The sequence below is a fragment of the Streptomyces sp. NPDC058198 genome (genome assembly GCF_042882605.1).
In the GTDB taxonomy this organism is placed as follows: Bacteria; Actinomycetota; Actinomycetes; order Streptomycetales; family Streptomycetaceae; genus Streptomyces.
The window spans coordinates 1,383,922-1,402,086 of record NZ_JBHVVP010000001.1 but is presented as its reverse complement, the minus strand read 5'-3'; the positions used below and the strand labels follow the sequence as shown (position 1 = coordinate 1,402,086).

Below are 18,165 nucleotides of genomic sequence, written 5' to 3'. Positions count from 1 at the left end.
AAGGCCCTTTCGAACGATGTTTGACGTCGAGTCGGACCGGACGTCCGCTTCCGGCATACCCGTCACGGGCGGGCAATCCGGCATCTGGCTTGCCCAGCAGATCGACCCGGACAGCTCCGCCTACAACATCGTGTTCGCTCTGGACCTGCGAGGCGACATCGACCTCGGCCGTCTGGCCGCCTCCGTGCGGCAGGCCGTCGGGGAAGCCGAAAGCCTGCACGTGCGGGTCAGCGCCGGGGACGGTGGACCGCGGCAGACGCCCGCTCCTGTTCCCTTCGACGTCCCCGTCGTCGACCTGCGAGGTGCCTCCGATCCCGAGCGGGCCGCCGCCGACTGGATGGACGCCGCGCACGATCGGCCGGCCGATCCGGCCCGGGGCTCCCTCTTCGGCCAGGCCCTGCTGCGCCTGGCCGACGACCACGTCACGTGGTATCAGAGCTACCACCACATCGTCACCGACGGCATGGGCGTCGCGCTCATCACGCGCCGGGCGGGGGAGATCTACACCGCCCCCGACCAGCCCCCCGCACCCCGTGACTGGCGGATCTCCCGCTTGGTGGCGGCCGACGCGGCCTACCGTGCCTCGGACCGCCACCAGGAGGACCGCGCCTACTGGCTGGCCCGCATGGCCGGCCGTCCCGAGCCCGTACGCCTCGTGGAGCGCGCCCCGGCGCTCATGACGCGGCGGCTGCGACGCACGTCCGAGCTGTCCGCCGCGGACACCCGCTCGCTGTATGCCGCCGCCGAGCGGGCCGGCACGCGTGCCTCCCGCCTGCTGATCGCGGCCGTGGCCGCCTATCTGCACCGGGTCAGCGGTGAACAGGACCTGGTCCTCGGCCTGCCGGTCGCCGCCCGCCAGGACTCCGTGTCGGCGGGTATCCCCGGCATGGTGTCCAACATCGTCCCGCTGCGGCTGTCCGTCCGCCCGGGCACGACCGGCGCCGAGCTCCTGGCCGACATCCGCGACGCGGTCACCGAGGCGGTCGGCCACGGGCGCTACCGCGCCGAGGACCTGGCCAGGGAACTGGGCCTGGCCGACGGCGTGCCCGAACTCGTCGGCCCGACGGTCAACGTCCTGCCCCGCTCCGAAGACCTGCGGTTCTCCGACCACGCGATCGAACTCGACCCGGTCTGGGTCGGCCCGGTCAGCGACCTGGCCCTCAGCTTCGTCGAGATCCAGGGAGGGCAGGGCATCCGCGTCCACATCGACGCGGACGCCGACGTGTGCGACGAGGAGACCCTGCGCGCCCACGAGCGCCGCTTCCTGGCGCTGTTGGCCGACCTGGCCGAGGATCTGGACCGCCCCGTCGGCCGCATCGAGCTGACCTCCGGTGCGGAGCGCGCCCTGCTCCTCGACGAGTTCGGCGTGTCACCGCGCGAGGCCGCCGAGCTCTCCTGGCCCGCCGCGTTCGAGCGTCAGGTCCGCCGCACCCCGGACGCCGTCGCCCTCGTCTGCGAGGACCGGGAGCTGACGTACGCCGAACTGAACGCGGCGGCCAACCGGCTGGCCCGCCTCCTCGCCGCCCGTGGCGTGGGCGCCGAGGATGTCGTCGCCGTGGCCGTGCCGCGTTCCCCCGAACTCGTGGTGTCCCTGCTCGCGGTCATGAAGGCGGGGGCCGCCTATCTGCCGCTGGACGTCGACCATCCGCAGGACCGCGTCGTCTACATGCTGGATGACGCCGGGGCGCGCACCCTCCTCACCACCCGCGAGTTGTCCGACGTCCTGCCGAAGGGCGCGGGCGTCGGCCACCTGCTGCTCGACGCCCCGTCCGTGGTCTCCGAGTGCGCCCTCCTCGATGCCTCGGACCTGGGTGCGCCCATCGCTCCGGGCCAGGCCGCGTACGTCATCTACACCTCGGGCTCCACCGGCCGGCCCAAGGGCGTCGTCGTCTCCCATGACGGCGTCGGCAGCCTCATCGCCACCGCCACCGACCGCATCGGCATCACGTCCGACAGCCGCGTCGTCCAGTTCGCTTCCTGCGGGTTCGATGTGACGGTCTGGGACCTGATCATGTCGCTGTGCGTGGGCGGCCGCGTCATTGTCGTCCCCACGGAGCGGCGCGTCGCCGGGCCCGCCCTCACGGACTACATCGCACGCCATCGCGCCACCCACATGATCCTGCCGCCGTCCCTCGTCTCGGCCCTGCCGCAGGACTGCGACCTGCCCGACGGCGCCGTGCTGATCGTCGGCACCGAGGCGGTGCCCAGTGAGCTGATCGCCCGCTGGTCCGGCCGGCTCCAGGTGGTCGTCGCCTACGGCCTCACCGAGGCCACCGTCAACTCCACCCTGTGGATCGCCACCCCGGACAGGACCGGACCCGCGCCGATCGGCGAGCCCGACCCCAACACCCGTGCCTACGTGCTCGACTCCGCGCTCCGCCCCGTGCCGGTCGGTGCCGCGGGGGAGCTGTACATCGCCGGACGCGGCCTCGCCCGCGGCTACCTGGGGAGGCCGGGGCTCACCTCCGAGCGCTTTGTCGCCGATCCGTACGCCGCCGAGCCCGGCGCGCGGATGTACCGCACGGGCGACCGTGTCCGCTGGGCCGCCGACGGCAACCTGGAGTTCCTGGGACGCAGCGACGGCCAGATCAAGATACGCGGCCACCGCATCGAGCCCGGCGAGATCGAGAGTGCCTTCATGGCCTGCCCGGGCATCGCCCAGGCCGCCGTCCTCGTCCGCGAGGATCACCGGAGCGCCAAGCGGCTCGTCGCCTACCTCGTGGCCGAGGCCGGTACGGACCCGGACGCCTCCGTGACACGGGCGCGCGCCCGGATCGCCGAAGCGCTGCCCGACCACATGGTTCCCTCCGCCGTCGTACGCCTTGACGGGCCCCTGCCGCTGACGCCCAACGGCAAGCTCGACAGCCGCGCCCTGCCCGAGCCCCGGTGGACCGCGACGGCCGGCGGCGACGCGCCCACCACCCCCGCCGAGACCGCGCTCGCCGGGCTCTTCGCCGAGGTGCTCGGCCTGCCGTCGGCCGGCGTCCACGACAGCTTCTTCGAGCTGGGCGGCGACAGCATCGTCGCGATCCAGCTGGTCAACCGCGCCCGCGAGACCGGGCTCGCGATCACCCCACGCGACGTGTTCCGGCAGCGGACCGTGGCGGCGCTCGCCAGGACGGCGGTCCTGGCCGGCGTGGCGGCGCCGGCGGCGGGCGGGCCGGCCGCACGGGTGGTGCGCCTCGACGAGGACGCCCTGCCTGTCTCCCCACTCCAGGAAGGCTTCTTCTTCCACGCGGAGTTCGACCAGGAGGCCGGCGACGTCTATGTCGTCCAGGAACTCCTCGACCTCGCGGGCACCGTTGACCCGGACCGGCTGCGTCAGTCGCTCCAACTGCTGCTCGACCGGCATCCGCTGCTGCGCGCCTCGTTCCGCCAGCTCCCGGGCGGCGAGGTCGTCCAGCGGATCGCCGGCCACGCGACTCTTCCCTGGCGCCAGGCGGACACCGCCCACACCGCGCTGGAGGACCTGCTGCGGCAGGACCGTGCCGAGCGGTTCGACCTCGCCCGGCCGCCGTTGCTGCGGGCCACCCTGATCCGGGACGGGCAGCGCCGGCGACTCCTGCTCACCCTGCACCACATCGTCGCCGACGGCTGGTCGGTCTCCGTCCTGCTGCGCGAACTCACCGCTGCCCACCGGGGGGAGGCCCTGCCCGAGCCGCCCGCCCCGCAGCCGTACCTCTCCTGGCTGGCCTGCCGGGACCGCGACGCCGCCCGTGACGCGTGGCGGCAGGCGCTGGCCGGTCTGGACGGCCCCAGCCGGCTGCCCGCCGCCTTCGCCACGGGGGAGGACCGGGCCGCACCGGTCGCCGGGCCCGAGCACGTGGAGGTCCGGCTGCCCGAGTCGCTCACCGCTGACCTGACCGCCCTCGCCCGCAGCCATGGCCTCACCCTCAGCACCGTCGTGCACGGCGCCTGGGCGCTGCTGCTCGGTGGCCTGACCGGCAGCCAGGACGTGGTGTTCGGCACCACCGTCTCGGGACGCACCACCGAGGTCGAGGGCCTGGACTCGGCCGTGGGCCTGTTCATCAACACGGTGCCGGCCCGGGTCACCCTGCACGCGGGCGAGTCACTCGCCGAGCTGCTGCGGCGCGTCCAGGACGAGCACGCGGCCCTCCTGGACCACCAGCACCTCGGGCTCGCCGAGATCCAGCGGATCACGGGCGGTGGGGAACTCTTCGACACGCTCGTGGTGTTTGAGAACTTCCCGTCCGGTGAGCTGTCCGCCGAACAGGACGAGGAGGCGCTGCGCGTCACCGGCGCGGAGGTGTTCGACGCCGTGCACTACCCGCTCGCGCTGGTCGTGGAGCCCGGCGCCCATCTGTCGCTGCGGTTCAAGTACGACGCGGCCCGGCTCGACCAGCTGTCCGTGGCGGTGATCGCCCGCCGGTTCGAGACACTGCTGCGGACTCTCAGGTCCGACCCCGCCCGCCCGGTCGCCCGGGTCGGGATGCTGTCCGACCGGGAGCAGGAGCGCCTCACCGCGCTGAACGCGACGGCACACCCGCTGCCCGACGAGGCTGCCACCCTCGCCTCGCTCTTCGCCGCCCAGGTGGCACGGACCCCGCACGCCCCGGCCGTCGTCTTCGAGGACACCACCCTGACCTACGCCGAACTGGACCGGCGCGCCGAGGCACTTGCCCGGCGGCTGCGGGCACGTGGCGCGGGCCCGGAGCGGTTCGTCGCGGTCGCGGTGCCCCGTTCCGCGGAGCTGATGGTCGCGCTGCTCGGCGTGCACAAGGCGGGCGCCGCCTACCTGCCCGTGGATCTCGACTACCCCGCCGACCGGGTGGCGTTCATGCTCGCCGACTCGGGGGCCCGTACGGTCGTGACCACCAGCCACTCGGCCGGGCGACTGCCCGACGTCCCGGGTCTCGAACACGTCGTCGTGGACCACGACGAGGAGGTCCCCGACACGCCCGGTGCGCACGCGGGACCTGACCACCCCGCCTACCTGATCTACACCTCAGGCTCCACCGGGCGCCCCAAGGGCGTCGCTGTCACCCACCGGGCGATCGTCAACCGTCTCGCCTGGATGCAGGGTGAGTACGGCCTCACCGCCGACGACCGGGTCCTCCAGAAGACCCCGTCCAGCTTCGACGTGTCCGTCTGGGAGTTCTTCTGGGCCCTGGTCGAGGGCGCGACCGTCGTCCTCGCCCGGCCCGACGGCCATCGCGACCCGGCCTATCTGGCCGAGCTGATCCACGCCCGGCGGATCACGACGACGCACTTCGTGCCGTCGATGCTGGCCGTGTTCGTCCGGGTGCTGGACGCCGCCGACGCCCCGGACTGGTCGGCGAGTCTGCGCCGGGTGTTCTGCAGCGGCGAGGCCCTCACCGGACCGGACGCGCGCCGCTGGCGGGAGCTGACCTCCCGCCACGGCCACGGCCCCGTACCGCTGCACAACCTGTACGGCCCCACCGAGGCGGCGGTCGACACGACGTACTTCCCGTACGAGGGCGGCGCCGAGCTCGCCGTTCCCATCGGCCGCCCCGTGTGGAACACCCGGTTGTACGTGCTTGACGCCTTCCTGCGCCCCGTCCCGGACGGCGTGCCGGGCGAACTGTATCTGGCCGGCGTCCAGTTGGCCCGTGGCTACCACGACCGGCACGGCCTGACCGCCGAGCGGTTCGTCGCCGACCCGTTCGGCGAGCCGGGCGCGCGCATGTACCGGACCGGCGATCTGGTCCGGCGCCGCGCCGACGGCGCCGTCGAGTACCTGGGCCGTACCGACCGGCAGGTGAAGATCCGCGGCAACCGCGTCGAGCTGGGCGAGATCGAGGCCGCCCTGGCCGCCCTGCCGGGTGTCGCCCGCGCCGCCGTGATCGTCCGTGACGGGGTGCTTCTGGGCTACGCCGTTCCCGGTCCCGGCGCCGCGCTGGACGGCGAAGCCCTCCACGCGGCGCTCGCCGAGGCATTGCCCGCGGTGATGGTGCCGACGGCTGTCGTGGCCGTCGACGAGCTGCCGCTGACGCCCAGCGGCAAGCTCGACCAGAACGCCCTGCCCTCGCCGTCCGTCGCCCCCAGGGCCGGTGGACGAGCACCCCGCGATGAGCGGGAACGCGCCCTGTGCGAGATCTTCACGGACCTTCTCGGCATGCCCGGGATCGGCGCCGACGACGACTTCTTCGTGCTCGGCGGTGACAGCCTCACGTCGATCGCCGTCGCCACCCGGGCCCGCGAAAGGGGACTGACCATCAGCCCGCGCGATGTATTCGAGCACCGCACGCCCGCCGCGCTCGCCGCCGCGGCCGCGGCCGCAGAGCCGGCTTCGGCGGACCCGAGCGGTCCCGAGGCGCCCACCGGCGGGGTGACCGTGTCCACCGCCGAAGCCGGGCAGGCCGCCGCCGCTCTCCAGGCCGTGCTTGCTCAGCAGCAGCGGTCCGGGGCAGCGGTCGACCCGGCCCTGAGGGCGCTGCTGGACCAGCTGACCGCCGGCGTGCCGGCGGAGCCCCCGGCCCCCGCCCCGCTGGGCGGACTGGAGCTGTCCCCGGAGGAGAACGCCCGCGTCGAGGCGGTCGCCGGGCTGCCGGTCGCCGACATCTGGCCGCTCTCCCCGCTCCAGGAGGGCATGTACTTCCACGCCACCTACGACGCGGGGGACGCGCTCGACGTCTACCTGTCGCAGGAGACTCTGGACTTCGGCCACCGCCTGGACGCCGCCCGGCTGCGTGCCGCCTGCCGGGCGCTCCTGGAGCGCAACGCCGGCCTGCGCGCCGGGTTCACCAGCGACGGCCTGCCCCGGCCCGTGCAGTTCATCGTGGACGGTGCCGAGATCCCCCTGGTGGAGACCGACCTGTCCGGACTGCCCCCGCAGGAGCGGCGCGCCCGGGTGGACGAGTTGCTGGCCGCCGACCGCCGAAAGCGCTTCGACCTGTCGGCGCCGCCCCTGTGCCGCCTCCAGCTGATCCGGCTGGAGGACGGCCGCGACCGGCTCGTCGTCACCCACCACCTCATCCTGTGGGACGGCTGGTCCGCGTGGCTGTTCCTGGAGGAGCTGTTCACGCTGTACGAGCGGGACGGCGACACCACGGGTCTGCCCGCCGCGGGCTCGTACCGCGACTACCTGGCGTGGCTGGATGAGCAGGACACGACCAGGGCCGTCGGCGCGTGGCGCGCCTCGCTCGCCGGTTTCGACGAGCCGACCCTCGTCGCCCCGACCGGCCGCGACGAGGGCCCGGTCATCCCGGCCGACTTCGACGCGGTGCTGACCCGGGAGACCAGCGACCGGCTGCGCGCTCTGGCCCGGCGGCACGGCCTCACCCTGAACACGGTGCTCAACGCCGCCTGGGGCCTGGTCCTCTCCGCGATGACCGGCCGCCGCGACGTCGTCTTCGGCACGGCGGTCGCCGGACGGCCCGCGGACGTACCGGACGCCGCCGGCATCATCGGCATGTTCCTCAACACCATCCCGGCACGGGTCGAGTTCGCTCCGGACGAGCCGCTGCTCGACCTGCTGCGGCGCATGCAGTCCGAGCGGGCCGCGGTCATGCCGTACGAGTACGTCGGACTCGGCACGCTCCAGCAGGAGACCGGCCACCGTCGGCTGTTCGACACGCTCTTCGTGCTCCGCTCCGCCGACGGCGAGGGCCGCGCGGCGGCGCTCCGGCAGCGGCACGGCATCACCGACGTGTCGAACGTGGACGGCACCCACTTCCCGCTCACTCTGATCGTCACCCCGGAGACCCGGCTGCGAGTGACCCTGGCGGCCCGGCCCGACCTGTTCGGCGCGGAGGCCGCGACCACGATCCTCGGGCGGTTCACCACCGTCCTCGAGCGGCTCGGGGAGAGCCTCGCCGCCCCGGACGCCGCCTCGACCCGTACGGTCGGCGTGGACCTGCTGCTGCCGCCGGAGCGCGCCGCGCTGACGGCCGAGTGGGCCGGCAGCCGGGAGCCCGTGCCGAACGAGACCATCGCCGACATGCTGACGGCCCAGGTCGCCCGTACCCCGGACGCGGTGGCGCTGGTCTTCGGCGAGCGGGCCCTCACGTACGCCGAACTGGACGCGCACATCAACCGGATCGCCCGCCTGTTCCTCGCCCGGGGCGCGGGACCGGAGAAGGTCGTGGCGCTGGCGTTGCCCCGGTCCATCGACATGGTGGCCGCGCTGTTCGCCGTCCTGCGGACCGGGGCCGCGTACCTGCCGCTGGACCTGGACCACCCGGCCGACCGGCTGCGGCTGATGGCCGAGGACACCGGACCCCTGTGCCTCGTCTCCACCACGGCCGTCGCCCCGGCACTGCGCGGTGGCGCCGGTGCGGTGGCGCCCGAACTCCTCCTGGACGACGAGGCCGTGGCCGCCGAGTTGGCCGCCCTGCCCGGTGGGGAGATCACGGACGCCGAGCGGCCCGCGTTCGCCCACGACGTGCCGGACCGACTGGAATACCCGGCGTACGTCATCTACACCTCCGGCTCCACCGGCCGCCCCAAGGGCGTCGTCACTCCCTACCGGGGGCTGACCAACATGCAGCTCAACCACCAGAAGGAGATCTTCGACCCGGCCATCGGCTCGGCCGGCGGGCGGCGGCTGCGCATCGCGCACACCGTGTCCTTCGCCTTCGACATGTCCTGGGAGGAACTGCTGTGGCTCGTCGAGGGCCACGAGGTCCACGTCTGTGACGAGGAGCTGCGCCGCGACGCCGAGGCGCTGGTCGCCTACTGCGACCGGCACCGGGTCGACGTGGTCAACGTGACCCCCACATACGCCCAGCTCCTCATCGAGGAGGGCCTCCTCGACCGGGACGAGACGGTCGGGAAGCACCGCCCGGCCCTCGTCCTCCTCGGCGGCGAGGCCGTGTCCGACACCGTATGGACGAAGCTGCGCCGCACCGAGGGGACCTACGGGTACAACCTGTACGGGCCGACCGAGTACACCATCAACACCCTCGGCGGCTCGACGACGGACAGCGCGACCCCCACGGTCGGCATGCCCATCCGCAACACCCGCGCCTATGTCCTGGACGCGATGCTGCGCCCGGTGCCGCCGGGCTGCCCCGGCGAGCTGTACATCGCAGGCACCGGTCTGGCCCGCGGCTACCACGAGCGTCCCGCGCTGAGCGCCGAGCGGTTCGTCGCGGACCCGTTCGGGGAGCCGGGTGAGCGGATGTACCGCACGGGTGACCTCGTACGGCAGCGGCCCGACGGCCTGCTCGACTTCCTGGGCCGTACCGACGACCAGGTGAAGATCCGCGGCTACCGGATCGAACTGGGCGAGATCTCCACCGCCTTGTCCTCGCACTCCGAGGTCGCCCACGCGGCGGTCGTCGTGAACGAGAGCACCGGGACGAAGCGCCTGGTCGGTTACTTCGCGCCGGAGGACGGCACGCAGGCGGGGGAGAACCTGATCCAGCGGCTGCGTGACCACCTGAAGGCGGGGCTGCCCGACTACATGGTCCCGTCCGCGCTCGTCGCCGTGGACACGCTGCCGCTCACCGTCAACGGCAAGCTGGACGTACGCGCCCTGCCCGCCCCGGACTTCGCCGCGACGGGCACGAGCCGCGCTCCCCGCACCCCGCGGGAAGAGACGCTGTGCGCCCTCTTCGCGGAGGTGCTCGGCCTGCCGGAGGGCAGCGTCGGCATCGACAGCGACTTCTTCGAGCTGGGCGGCCACTCGCTGCTGGCCACCCGCCTCGTCAGCCGTGCCCGCACCGCCCTTGACACCGAACTCGCGATCCGCGACCTGTTCGAGGCACCCACCGTCGCCGAACTGGTCGAGCGCGCGGCCCGCTCCGGCGGCGCCGCCCGCCCGGCGCTGACCGCCGGTGAGCGGCCCGACGTGCTGCCGCTCTCGCACGCCCAGCAGCGGCTGTGGGTCATCCAGCAGATCGAGTGTGCCTCTGCCGCCTACAACTTCCCGCTGGTCATGCGGCTGCGCGGCACCCTCGACGTCGAGGCGTGGGGGAAGGCGCTCGCCGATGTGACGGCCCGGCACGAAGCCCTGCGTACGGTGTTCGTGGAGCCCGACGGCCAGGCGATCCAGAAGGTGCTGCCCGCCGAAGAGGCGCGGCCCGTCGTGGAGTGGCTGCGCGCCACCGAGGACGAGGTGCCCGCCATCGTCGACAGGGCCGTCAACCGGCCGTTCGACCTCGCCGCCGAACTGCCGTTGCGCACCACGATCGTGGAGCTGACGCCGCGGGACCACGTCGTGGTCCTGCTGCTGCACCACATCACCACCGACGAGTGGTCGGACCGCCCGTTCCTCCGTGACCTCGCCACCGCCTACGCGGCCCGCGTCTCCGGTGCGGCCCCGCGGTGGGAGCCGCTGCCGGTCCAGTACGCCGACTACGCGCTGTGGCAGCAGCGCCTGCTCGGCGACCCGGCGGACGCGGCCGGCCTGGCGGCCCGGCAGCTGGAGTACTGGCGTACGACCCTGGAGGGCGCACCCGAGGAGCTGGAACTGCCCACGGACCGGCCGCGCCCGGCGCGGCCGGCCTTCTCCGGCGCCGAACTGGACATCGCGTTCGAGGCCGACGTCCACGAGGGGCTGAAGCGGCTCGCCCGCGAGACCGGCGCCAGCATGTTCATGGTGGTGCACGCCGCCGTGGCCGCCCTGCTGCATCGCCTGGGCGCCGGCACGGACATCCCCCTCGGCTCGCCCATCGCGGGGCGCGGCGACGAAGCGCTGGACGACCTGGTCGGCTTCTTCGTCAACACGCTCGTGCTGCGGACGGACCTGAGCGGCGACCCGAGCTTCATCGAACTTCTGGCCCGGGTCCGGGAGACGGACCTGGCGGCGTTCTCGCACGCGGACGTGCCGTTCGAGTCGGTGGTGGAGAAGCTCAACCCGACGCGCTCGCTGTCCCGGAACCCGCTGTTCCAGGTGATGGTCGGCTACCACGCCCGCACGGGCGACGCACTGGAACTGCCCGGACTCCACGCCGACTACGTGCCGTTCCGCATCCGCTCGGCCAAGTTCGACCTGGTGTTCAGTTTCACCGAGCACACCTCGGCCGACGGCGCCGAGGACCACCTGAACTGCCGCCTGGAATTCGCCACGGAGCTGTTCGACCACGAGACCGCCGAACGCCTCGGTGATCGCCTCCGGGCGCTCGTCGCGGCCCTCGTCGCCGCACCCGGGCAGCCCGTCTCGCGGGCGGAGATCCTCGCGGGCGACGAACGGCAGCTGGTCCTGGGGGACTTCAACGACACGTCCCGCGAGGTCGACGAGGAGTCGTTCCCCGCTCTGTTCGCACGGCGGCTCGCCGAGCGCCCCGACGCGGTCGCCGTCGTCGACCGCGCCCGCTCCGTGACGTATACGCAGCTCGACGCCCGCGCCAACCGCGTGGCCCGGCTGCTGGCCGCACGCGGCGTGGGCGCCGGGAGCGTGGTCGGCGTGGCCGTGCCCCGCTCGGTCGACATGGTCGCCACGGTGCTCGCCGCGCTGAAGCTGGGCGCCGCGTTCCTGCCGCTCGACCTGGTCCACCCGGCCGACCGCCTGACGTACATGATCGAGGACTCACGGGCGGCGCTCGTGGTCGGCACCGAGCCGGTCGCGGGGAAGATCCCGGAGGTGGCGGGCGTACCGCTGGTGCTGCTCGACGAGCCTTCGGTCGCCGCCGAGCTGGACACGCTGCCGCAGACCGCGGTCGAGGGGGAGCGGGTCGGCCTGGACCAGGCCGCGTACGTCATCTACACGTCCGGTTCGACGGGCCGCCCCAAGGGCGTGGTCGTCCCGCACGAGGGCATCGCCAGTCTCGTCGCCACCGCGGTCGACCGGATGGGCCTGGAACGCGACAGCCGGGTCCTCCAGTTCGCGTCGATCGGCTTCGACGTCTTCGTCTTCGAGCTGTCCATGGCGCTGTGCCAGGGAGGCCGGCTCGTTCTCATCACGGAAGAGGCCCGGGTCGCCGGCCCGGCGCTCACCGACTTCCTCGCGGACCAGCGGATCACGCACATGATCCTTCCACCGTCCCTCGTGTCGGCCCTGCCGCCGGGCTGCCGGCTGCCCGCGGGCTCGACCGTCCTGGTCGGTACGGAGACGGTGCCGCCGGACCTGTTCGAGCGGTTCGGTGCGACGGCCCACCTGATCTGCGCGTACGGCCTCACCGAGGCGACGGTCAACTCCACACTGTGGTCCGCACGCGAGCACGGCGGGCGCCCCTCCGGCCGGGTGCCCATCGGGCGCCCCGACCCCAACACCCGCTGCTACGTCCTGGACGAGAACCTGCGGCCCGTCCCGCCGGGTGTCGCAGGCGAGCTGTACGTCTCCGGACGCGGCCTCGCGCGCGGCTACCTCGGCAAGGCGGGGCTGACGTCGGAGCGGTTCGTCGCCGACCCGTACGGCTCGCCCGGCAGCCGGATGTACCGCACCGGTGACCGAGCCCGCTGGCGCGCGGACGGCAACCTCGACTTCCTCGGGCGGGTCGACACCCAGGTCAAGGTCCGCGGCTTCCGCATCGAGCTGGGTGAGATCGAGGCGGCCCTCGCCGGACACCCCTCGGTCGCCCAGGCCGCCGTGGTGCCCGACCGCGACGGCGACATCGTCCGGCTCGTCGGCTACGCCGTGCCGGATGCCGGCGAGCTGGACCCGCGCGAGCTGCGCGCACATATGGCCGGTGTACTGCCCGAGTACATGGTCCCGGCGCTGGTCGTCCCCCTGGACGGCCCGCTGCCGCTGACGCCCAACGGCAAGCTGGACCGCAAGGCGCTGCCCGCGCCGGACTGGGCCGCGATGACCGGCGGCGCGCTCCCGGCCACCGGGACGCAGGCCAGGCTCGCCGCGTTGTTCTGCGAGATCCTCAAGCTGGAGAAGGTCGGCATCCACGACAACTTCTTCGCGCTCGGCGGCCACTCCATGGCGTCGATGCGGCTGTTGGGCCGTATCCGCGCCGAGTTCGGGATCGAGCTGAGCATCCGGGACATCTTCGACGCGCTGACCGTCGCCGGTCTCGACGGCAAGCTGAAGGGCGCGGCGGCGGCCCGCCCGGCACTGCGCCCGGCGGAGGACCGCCGGCACCCGCCGGTGGCGGCCCCGGTTCAGCGCTGGCAGTGGGACGCCCACCGCCGTCGCGCGGGCTTCGACCACGCGCTCGTACTGCGCTCGTCCGGCGGACTGGACGTGGACGCGCTGTCCGCCGCGCTCGCCGATGTGGCCGCTCGTCACGAGCCGCTCCGTACGGCGTTCACGGAACGGGACGGCGCGCTGTACCACCGGGTCGCCGAGCCTCCTGCCCTGAAACTGGAGGAGTGCGAGGACCTGGAGGCCCGCCTGGCGGAACTGGCGGCCGGGGCGCCGGAGCCGGTCCGTGAGGCACCGCTCGGGGCCCACCTGCTGACGGCGGCCACCGGGCGGCAGGCGCTGCTGCTGACCATGCACTACCTGGCGGTGGACGAGTGGTCGGTCGTCCCGCTCTTCCGTGACCTGACGGCGGCTTACGCGGCCCGTAGGGAGGGCCGGGCGCCCGCGTGGCAGCGGCTGCCGGTCTCGTACAGCGACTACGCCCAGTGGGCCCGCGAGGTCCTGGGCGACCTGGGCGATCCGGACAGCCTGGGCGGCCGGCAGCTCGCCTACTGGCGCGAGACGTTGAAGGACGTGCCGGCCGAATTGGCTCTCCCGGCGGACGGCGCGCGCCCGTCCTCGCCCGGCGCGGACCAGGTGGGCTTCGTCCTGGACGAGGAGACGCACGCGGCCGTGGACGACCTGGCCCGGGCGACCGGCACCAGCATGTTCATGGTTCTGCACTCCGCCCTGGCGGCGCTGCTCACCGCCCACGGCGCGGGCACGGACCTGCCCATCGGTACGATGGTCGCCGGCCGTACGGACGACCAACTGGCCGATCTGGTGGGCTGCTTCTTCAACACGGTCGTACTGCGCACCGACGTGGCGGGCGACCCGACGTTCGCGGAGCTGCTGTCCCGCGTGCGGGAGACCACGCTCAGCGCCCTCGACCGGCAGGACGTCCCGTTCGAGGAGGTCGTACGGACGACCGGGCTGCCGCCGGAGGGCCCGCAGGTGATGGTGATCCACCATGAACAGGCGGACCTGGAGCGACTGGAGGGTGGCATCGGCTCCCTCGACGCCGTACCGACCGGTTCGACCCGGGCCCGGCTGACCCTCAGTTTCTACGAGCCGCGCGGTGACGGGCCCGTCCACTGCGGCCTGATCCACGCCACCGACCTGCTCGGCGCTGCCACGGCACGGCGGCTCGCCGACGAACTCCAGAGGCTGCTGCGCACCGTGGCAGCCGAACCGGAACAGCCGCTCTCGGAGCTGTTCGCCGCCCTGTCCACAAGGAGTGACAACGCATGACCACCAACCCGTTCGAGGACCCGCAGGGCCGCTTCCTGGTCCTGGTCAACGACGAGAACCAGCATTCGCTGTGGCCGTCCTTCGCCGAGGTTCCCGCCGGATGGCGGACCGTCTTCGGCGAGGACACGCGCGAGGCATGCCTCGCGTACGTCGAAGAGCACTGGACGGACCTGCGCCCGGCGAGCCTCGTCACCCGGCAGGGCTGACCCCCCATCAAGACGCCGCCGCCCATGGAGAACCCTCTCCATGGGCGGCGGCGTTCTGCGCGTGGGCGGTCTCCGTAACCCTTCGTCAGCCTGTGAAACGAGGCGACCGGGTCCGATCCGGCGGGGCCTAGGCGGCGGGCCCCGTGCCGAGGGTTACTCCGGCACCGACGGTTCCCGGCGGCTGTCGGACCACGCCGACCAGAGTTCGGCGTAGCGGCCGCCCGCCGCGACGAGTTCGTCGTGCGTGCCCGTCTCGACGACGCGGCCCTCGTTCAGGACGACGACGCGGTCCGCGGTCGCCGCTTGGGGGAGGCGGTGGGCCACCATCACGCCCGTACGGCCCTCCAGCGCGCGCAGAGCGGCGGTTTCCAGCACCCGGGCGCCCGCGCTGCCGGCGTCGGCGGTGGCCTCGTCCAGGATCGCGATGGGTGGGTCGGCGAGTACGAGACGGGCGAGGGCCAGTTGCTGGGCCTGGGTCACCGTGAGGCGGTGGCCGCCCTCGCCCACGACCGTGGCCAGGCCGTCGGGCAGCGTCTCGGCCCAGCCCAGCGCGTCGACACGGGCCAGCGCGGCGCGCAACTCCTCGTGCGTCGCCCCGGGGCGGGCCAGTCGCAGGTCCTCGGACAGCGGGCCCGCGAAGACATGGACCTCCTGGCTGATCAGGGTGACCGCCTGCCGGACCCCGGCCGGCCCCAACTCCCGGGAGTCCACGCCGCCCAGGGAGATCGCACCTGTCACCGGAGCGTGGACGCCCGCGATCAGCTTCGCCAGCGTGGTCTTTCCGGCGCCGCTGGCGCCGACCAGGGCCAGCCGTTCGCCGTCCCGCACCTCCAGGTCCACCGCGCTGAGCACCGGATGGCCGTCCACGTACGCGTGACCGAGGTCCAGCACCTTGACCGAGCCGTCCACCGGCGCGGCGGTCCGCCCGTCGGGCTCCCGTTCGGCCGGGAGGCTCGACACGCCGACGAGACGGGCGAGGCTCGCCCCGGCGGACTGCGCGTCGTCGATGAGGAAGAGCGCGGCGTTGATCGGGTTGAACAGGCCGTGGAAGTAGAGCGCGGCGGCGGTCGCCGTACCGATGCTCACCGAGCCGTTGTCGACCAGCAGGAATCCGGTGACAAGGATCGACGTCATGCCGATGAACTCGGCGATGTTCAGGCGGGAGAAGAAGCCCGAGACGAGGCGCATGCCCCGCGCCGCCAGGTCGACGGCCGCCTGCGACCGCTGCTCCACCAGCTCCGCGTGACGTCCGTTCAGACGGAACGCCCGTACCGTGCGCACCCCGCCGACGCTGTCGAGCAGCTGGTGCTGCAGAGCGCCGGTCGCCACCCGGTGCGCGGCGTAGATGCTCGCGGCGCGCGGGATGTACCAACGCACCGTGAGGACATGGACCGGGACGGACACCAGCACGGCGAGCAGGAAGCGCCAGTCGAGAAGGGCGAGCCCCCCGAGGGTCAGCACGATGGTGAGGAAGGCACCGACGAACTCCGGCAGGGCCTGCCGTACCGCCTTCGCGATCAGGGTGACGTCACCCGTCACCCGGGAGGTCAGGTCGCCGGAACCGGCCTGCTCGACCCGTTCGAGCGGCAGTCGCAGTGCCCGCGCGATGAACCGTTCCCGCAGGTCCGCGAGGACCGTCTCGCCTAGCCTGGCGACAAGGGACTTGCCGAGGGCGGTCGCGACGGCCCTGGCGACGGCGACCGTCAGGAGGAGCAGCATCGGCACGGTCAGCGCGGCCGCGCCGCGCTCGTCCACGACCAGGTCCACGATGTGGCCGAGCAGCGGCGCGGTCATCAGCCCGGTGCCCGTGCCGAGGACCAGTACGGTCACCGCGCCCACCGTCAGCAGCCGGTGACGGCGTAGCAGTCCGCGGACGACGGCGAGGGTCCGGGCGCCGTCGGCGGTGGGCAGGAGCTCGCGTTCGGGCGTGCCGGTTCCGCTCATCGTCCGTCCATCGTTCTTCTCGTCCGGGTTCCGCGGGTCGCTGTTCTGCGCGGTCGTCATGCCAGCACCGCCGAGCGGTACGTCTCGTGGGCGCCGACCAACTCGGGGTGGCTGCCCCGGGCGGTCACCCGGCCGTTGTCGAGCATGACCACGACGTCGGTTCCGGCGAGCAGGGCGGGGCTGGTGGTGACCAGGACCGTGGTGCGGCTCCGGCGCAGGTCCCGCAGCCGGGCCGCGATGCGGGCCTCGGTGACCGTGTCGACGGCGGTGGTCGGGTCGTGGACGACGAGGACCGGCGGGTCGGCGGCCAGGGCCCGGGCGAGCGCGACCCGCTGGCGCTGGCCGCCGGACAGCGACCGGCCCCGTTCGGTGAGGACGGTGTCCACGCCCTCGGGCAGGGCCCGGGCGACATCGTCCGCCGCCGAGGCGGCCAGCGCCGGGCCTATCTCCGCCCTCGCGGTGTCCGCTCCGGCCCGTACGTTGGCGAGGAGGCTGTCCTCGAACAGGTCGGCATCGTGGTGGGCGACCAGGATCATGCGGCGGATGTCGCCGGGGTCGAGGTCGGTCAGTGGTACGCCGTCGAGCTCGACGGTGCCCTCGGCGGGGTCGAGTTCGCGGCCCAGGCAGAGCAGCAGGTCGTTCGCGGCGGCCGGGTCACGGGTGACCACACCGACGAGGCTGCCGGGGGCGATGTCCAGGTCGACGCCGCGCAGCGCGCCCTGGGTGACGCCGCGCAGCCGCAGCCGCCCGAGGACCGGCTCGGGAAGCGTGGCCTTCCCCGCCACGACGGCGGGAGGCGAGGCGAGGATCTCGGCGACCCGGCCGGCCGAGGCGCGCCCCTGGGCGAACTCGCCGTTGACGTAGGTGAGGAGCTGGAAAGGACCGAGGAGGTACTGGGCGAGGCCGACGGCCGCCACCAGCTCACCCACGCTGATGGTGCCTCGCATCGCCAGATGAGCGCCGACGAGCCCGATGACCGCGATGAAGATGCCCGTCAGGGCAAGGATCGCGCCGTCGTGCCAGGCCCGGCTGCCGGCCGCCCGGAGGGCAGCGGACAGAGAGCTCCGGCTCGTCTCCCGGTACCGGGAGACCGCGGCCGATTCGGCGCCGATCCCCTTCAGCACGCGCAGGCCGCTGACCAGGTCGGCGGCGACCCCGGACGCGTGCGCCGCGTGCTCCTGCTCGGCCTCGCTGCGCCGTTCGAGCGGGCGGCTGATGAGATGGCCGATCCACAGCAGGGGCGGGACGCCGAGGAGGACGAGCAGGCCCAGTGGCACGGAGATACGGAGCAGTGCCACCGCGCTGACGGCCAGCCCGGCGACCGCGGACAGCGCGTACGGCAGTGCGGAGACGACGGAACCGACGCGTCGGGCGTCGCCGGTCGCGACGGCGGTCAGCGCGCCGGGCAGCCGTCCGGAGTCGGCTCCGCCCCGCGGATCGAGCACCCGGTCGGCGAGGTCCTGCCGGATCCGGTGCGCGGCGCCTTCGCCCGCTCCTTCGGTGAGCCGTGCGGAGTTCCGGTAGCACGTGGACAGTACGAGGAAGAGACCGGCGAGCACCAGCAGCCAGCGCAGGAGGGCGCCGGAGGAGCCGGTCGCCACCGCCTCGTCGATGACCAGGCCGATGACCACCGGGACGAGGGCCTCGCACGCTTGGTGCGCGGTGCCGAGGAGTGATGCTCCGACGACTCGGCGGCGCTGGTCGGCAAGCGCTCTCCGGAGGACATGGCCCCCCGATGGTCCTCCAGCGGACATGCGGCGGCCTCCA

The 18,165-nt window shown here is 73.4% G+C and carries 4 protein-coding genes; 2 read left to right on the top strand and 2 right to left on the bottom strand.

Annotation, left to right across the window (positions count from 1 at the left end; genetic code table 11):
- Positions 1 to 16: 16 nt before the first annotated feature.
- The gene (locus ACFVWW_RS06215; RefSeq protein ID WP_386876214.1) at positions 17 to 14,248 is read left to right on the top strand and encodes an amino acid adenylation domain-containing protein; all 14,232 of its coding nucleotides are present in this window, start codon (positions 17 to 19) and stop codon (positions 14,246 to 14,248) included.
- Positions 14,245 to 14,454: an MbtH family protein gene (locus tag ACFVWW_RS06210; protein WP_386876212.1), complete on the top strand. Its 210-nt coding sequence runs from the start codon at positions 14,245 to 14,247 to the stop codon at positions 14,452 to 14,454. The genes ACFVWW_RS06215 and ACFVWW_RS06210 overlap by 4 nt, the downstream gene beginning before the upstream one ends.
- Positions 14,455 to 14,607: 153 nt before the next feature.
- Here the strand turns inward: ACFVWW_RS06210 and ACFVWW_RS06205 are convergent, their stop codons facing one another.
- Positions 14,608 to 16,458, bottom strand: coding sequence for an ABC transporter ATP-binding protein (locus ACFVWW_RS06205; RefSeq protein WP_384337419.1), 1,851 nt, complete (start codon positions 16,456 to 16,458; stop codon positions 14,608 to 14,610).
- On the bottom strand, positions 16,455 to 18,152 hold the full coding sequence (locus ACFVWW_RS06200; protein ID WP_384190967.1) for an ABC transporter ATP-binding protein: 1,698 nt from the start codon (positions 18,150 to 18,152) through the stop codon (positions 16,455 to 16,457). The genes ACFVWW_RS06205 and ACFVWW_RS06200 overlap by 4 nt, the downstream gene beginning before the upstream one ends.
- Positions 18,153 to 18,165 lie beyond the last annotated feature (13 nt).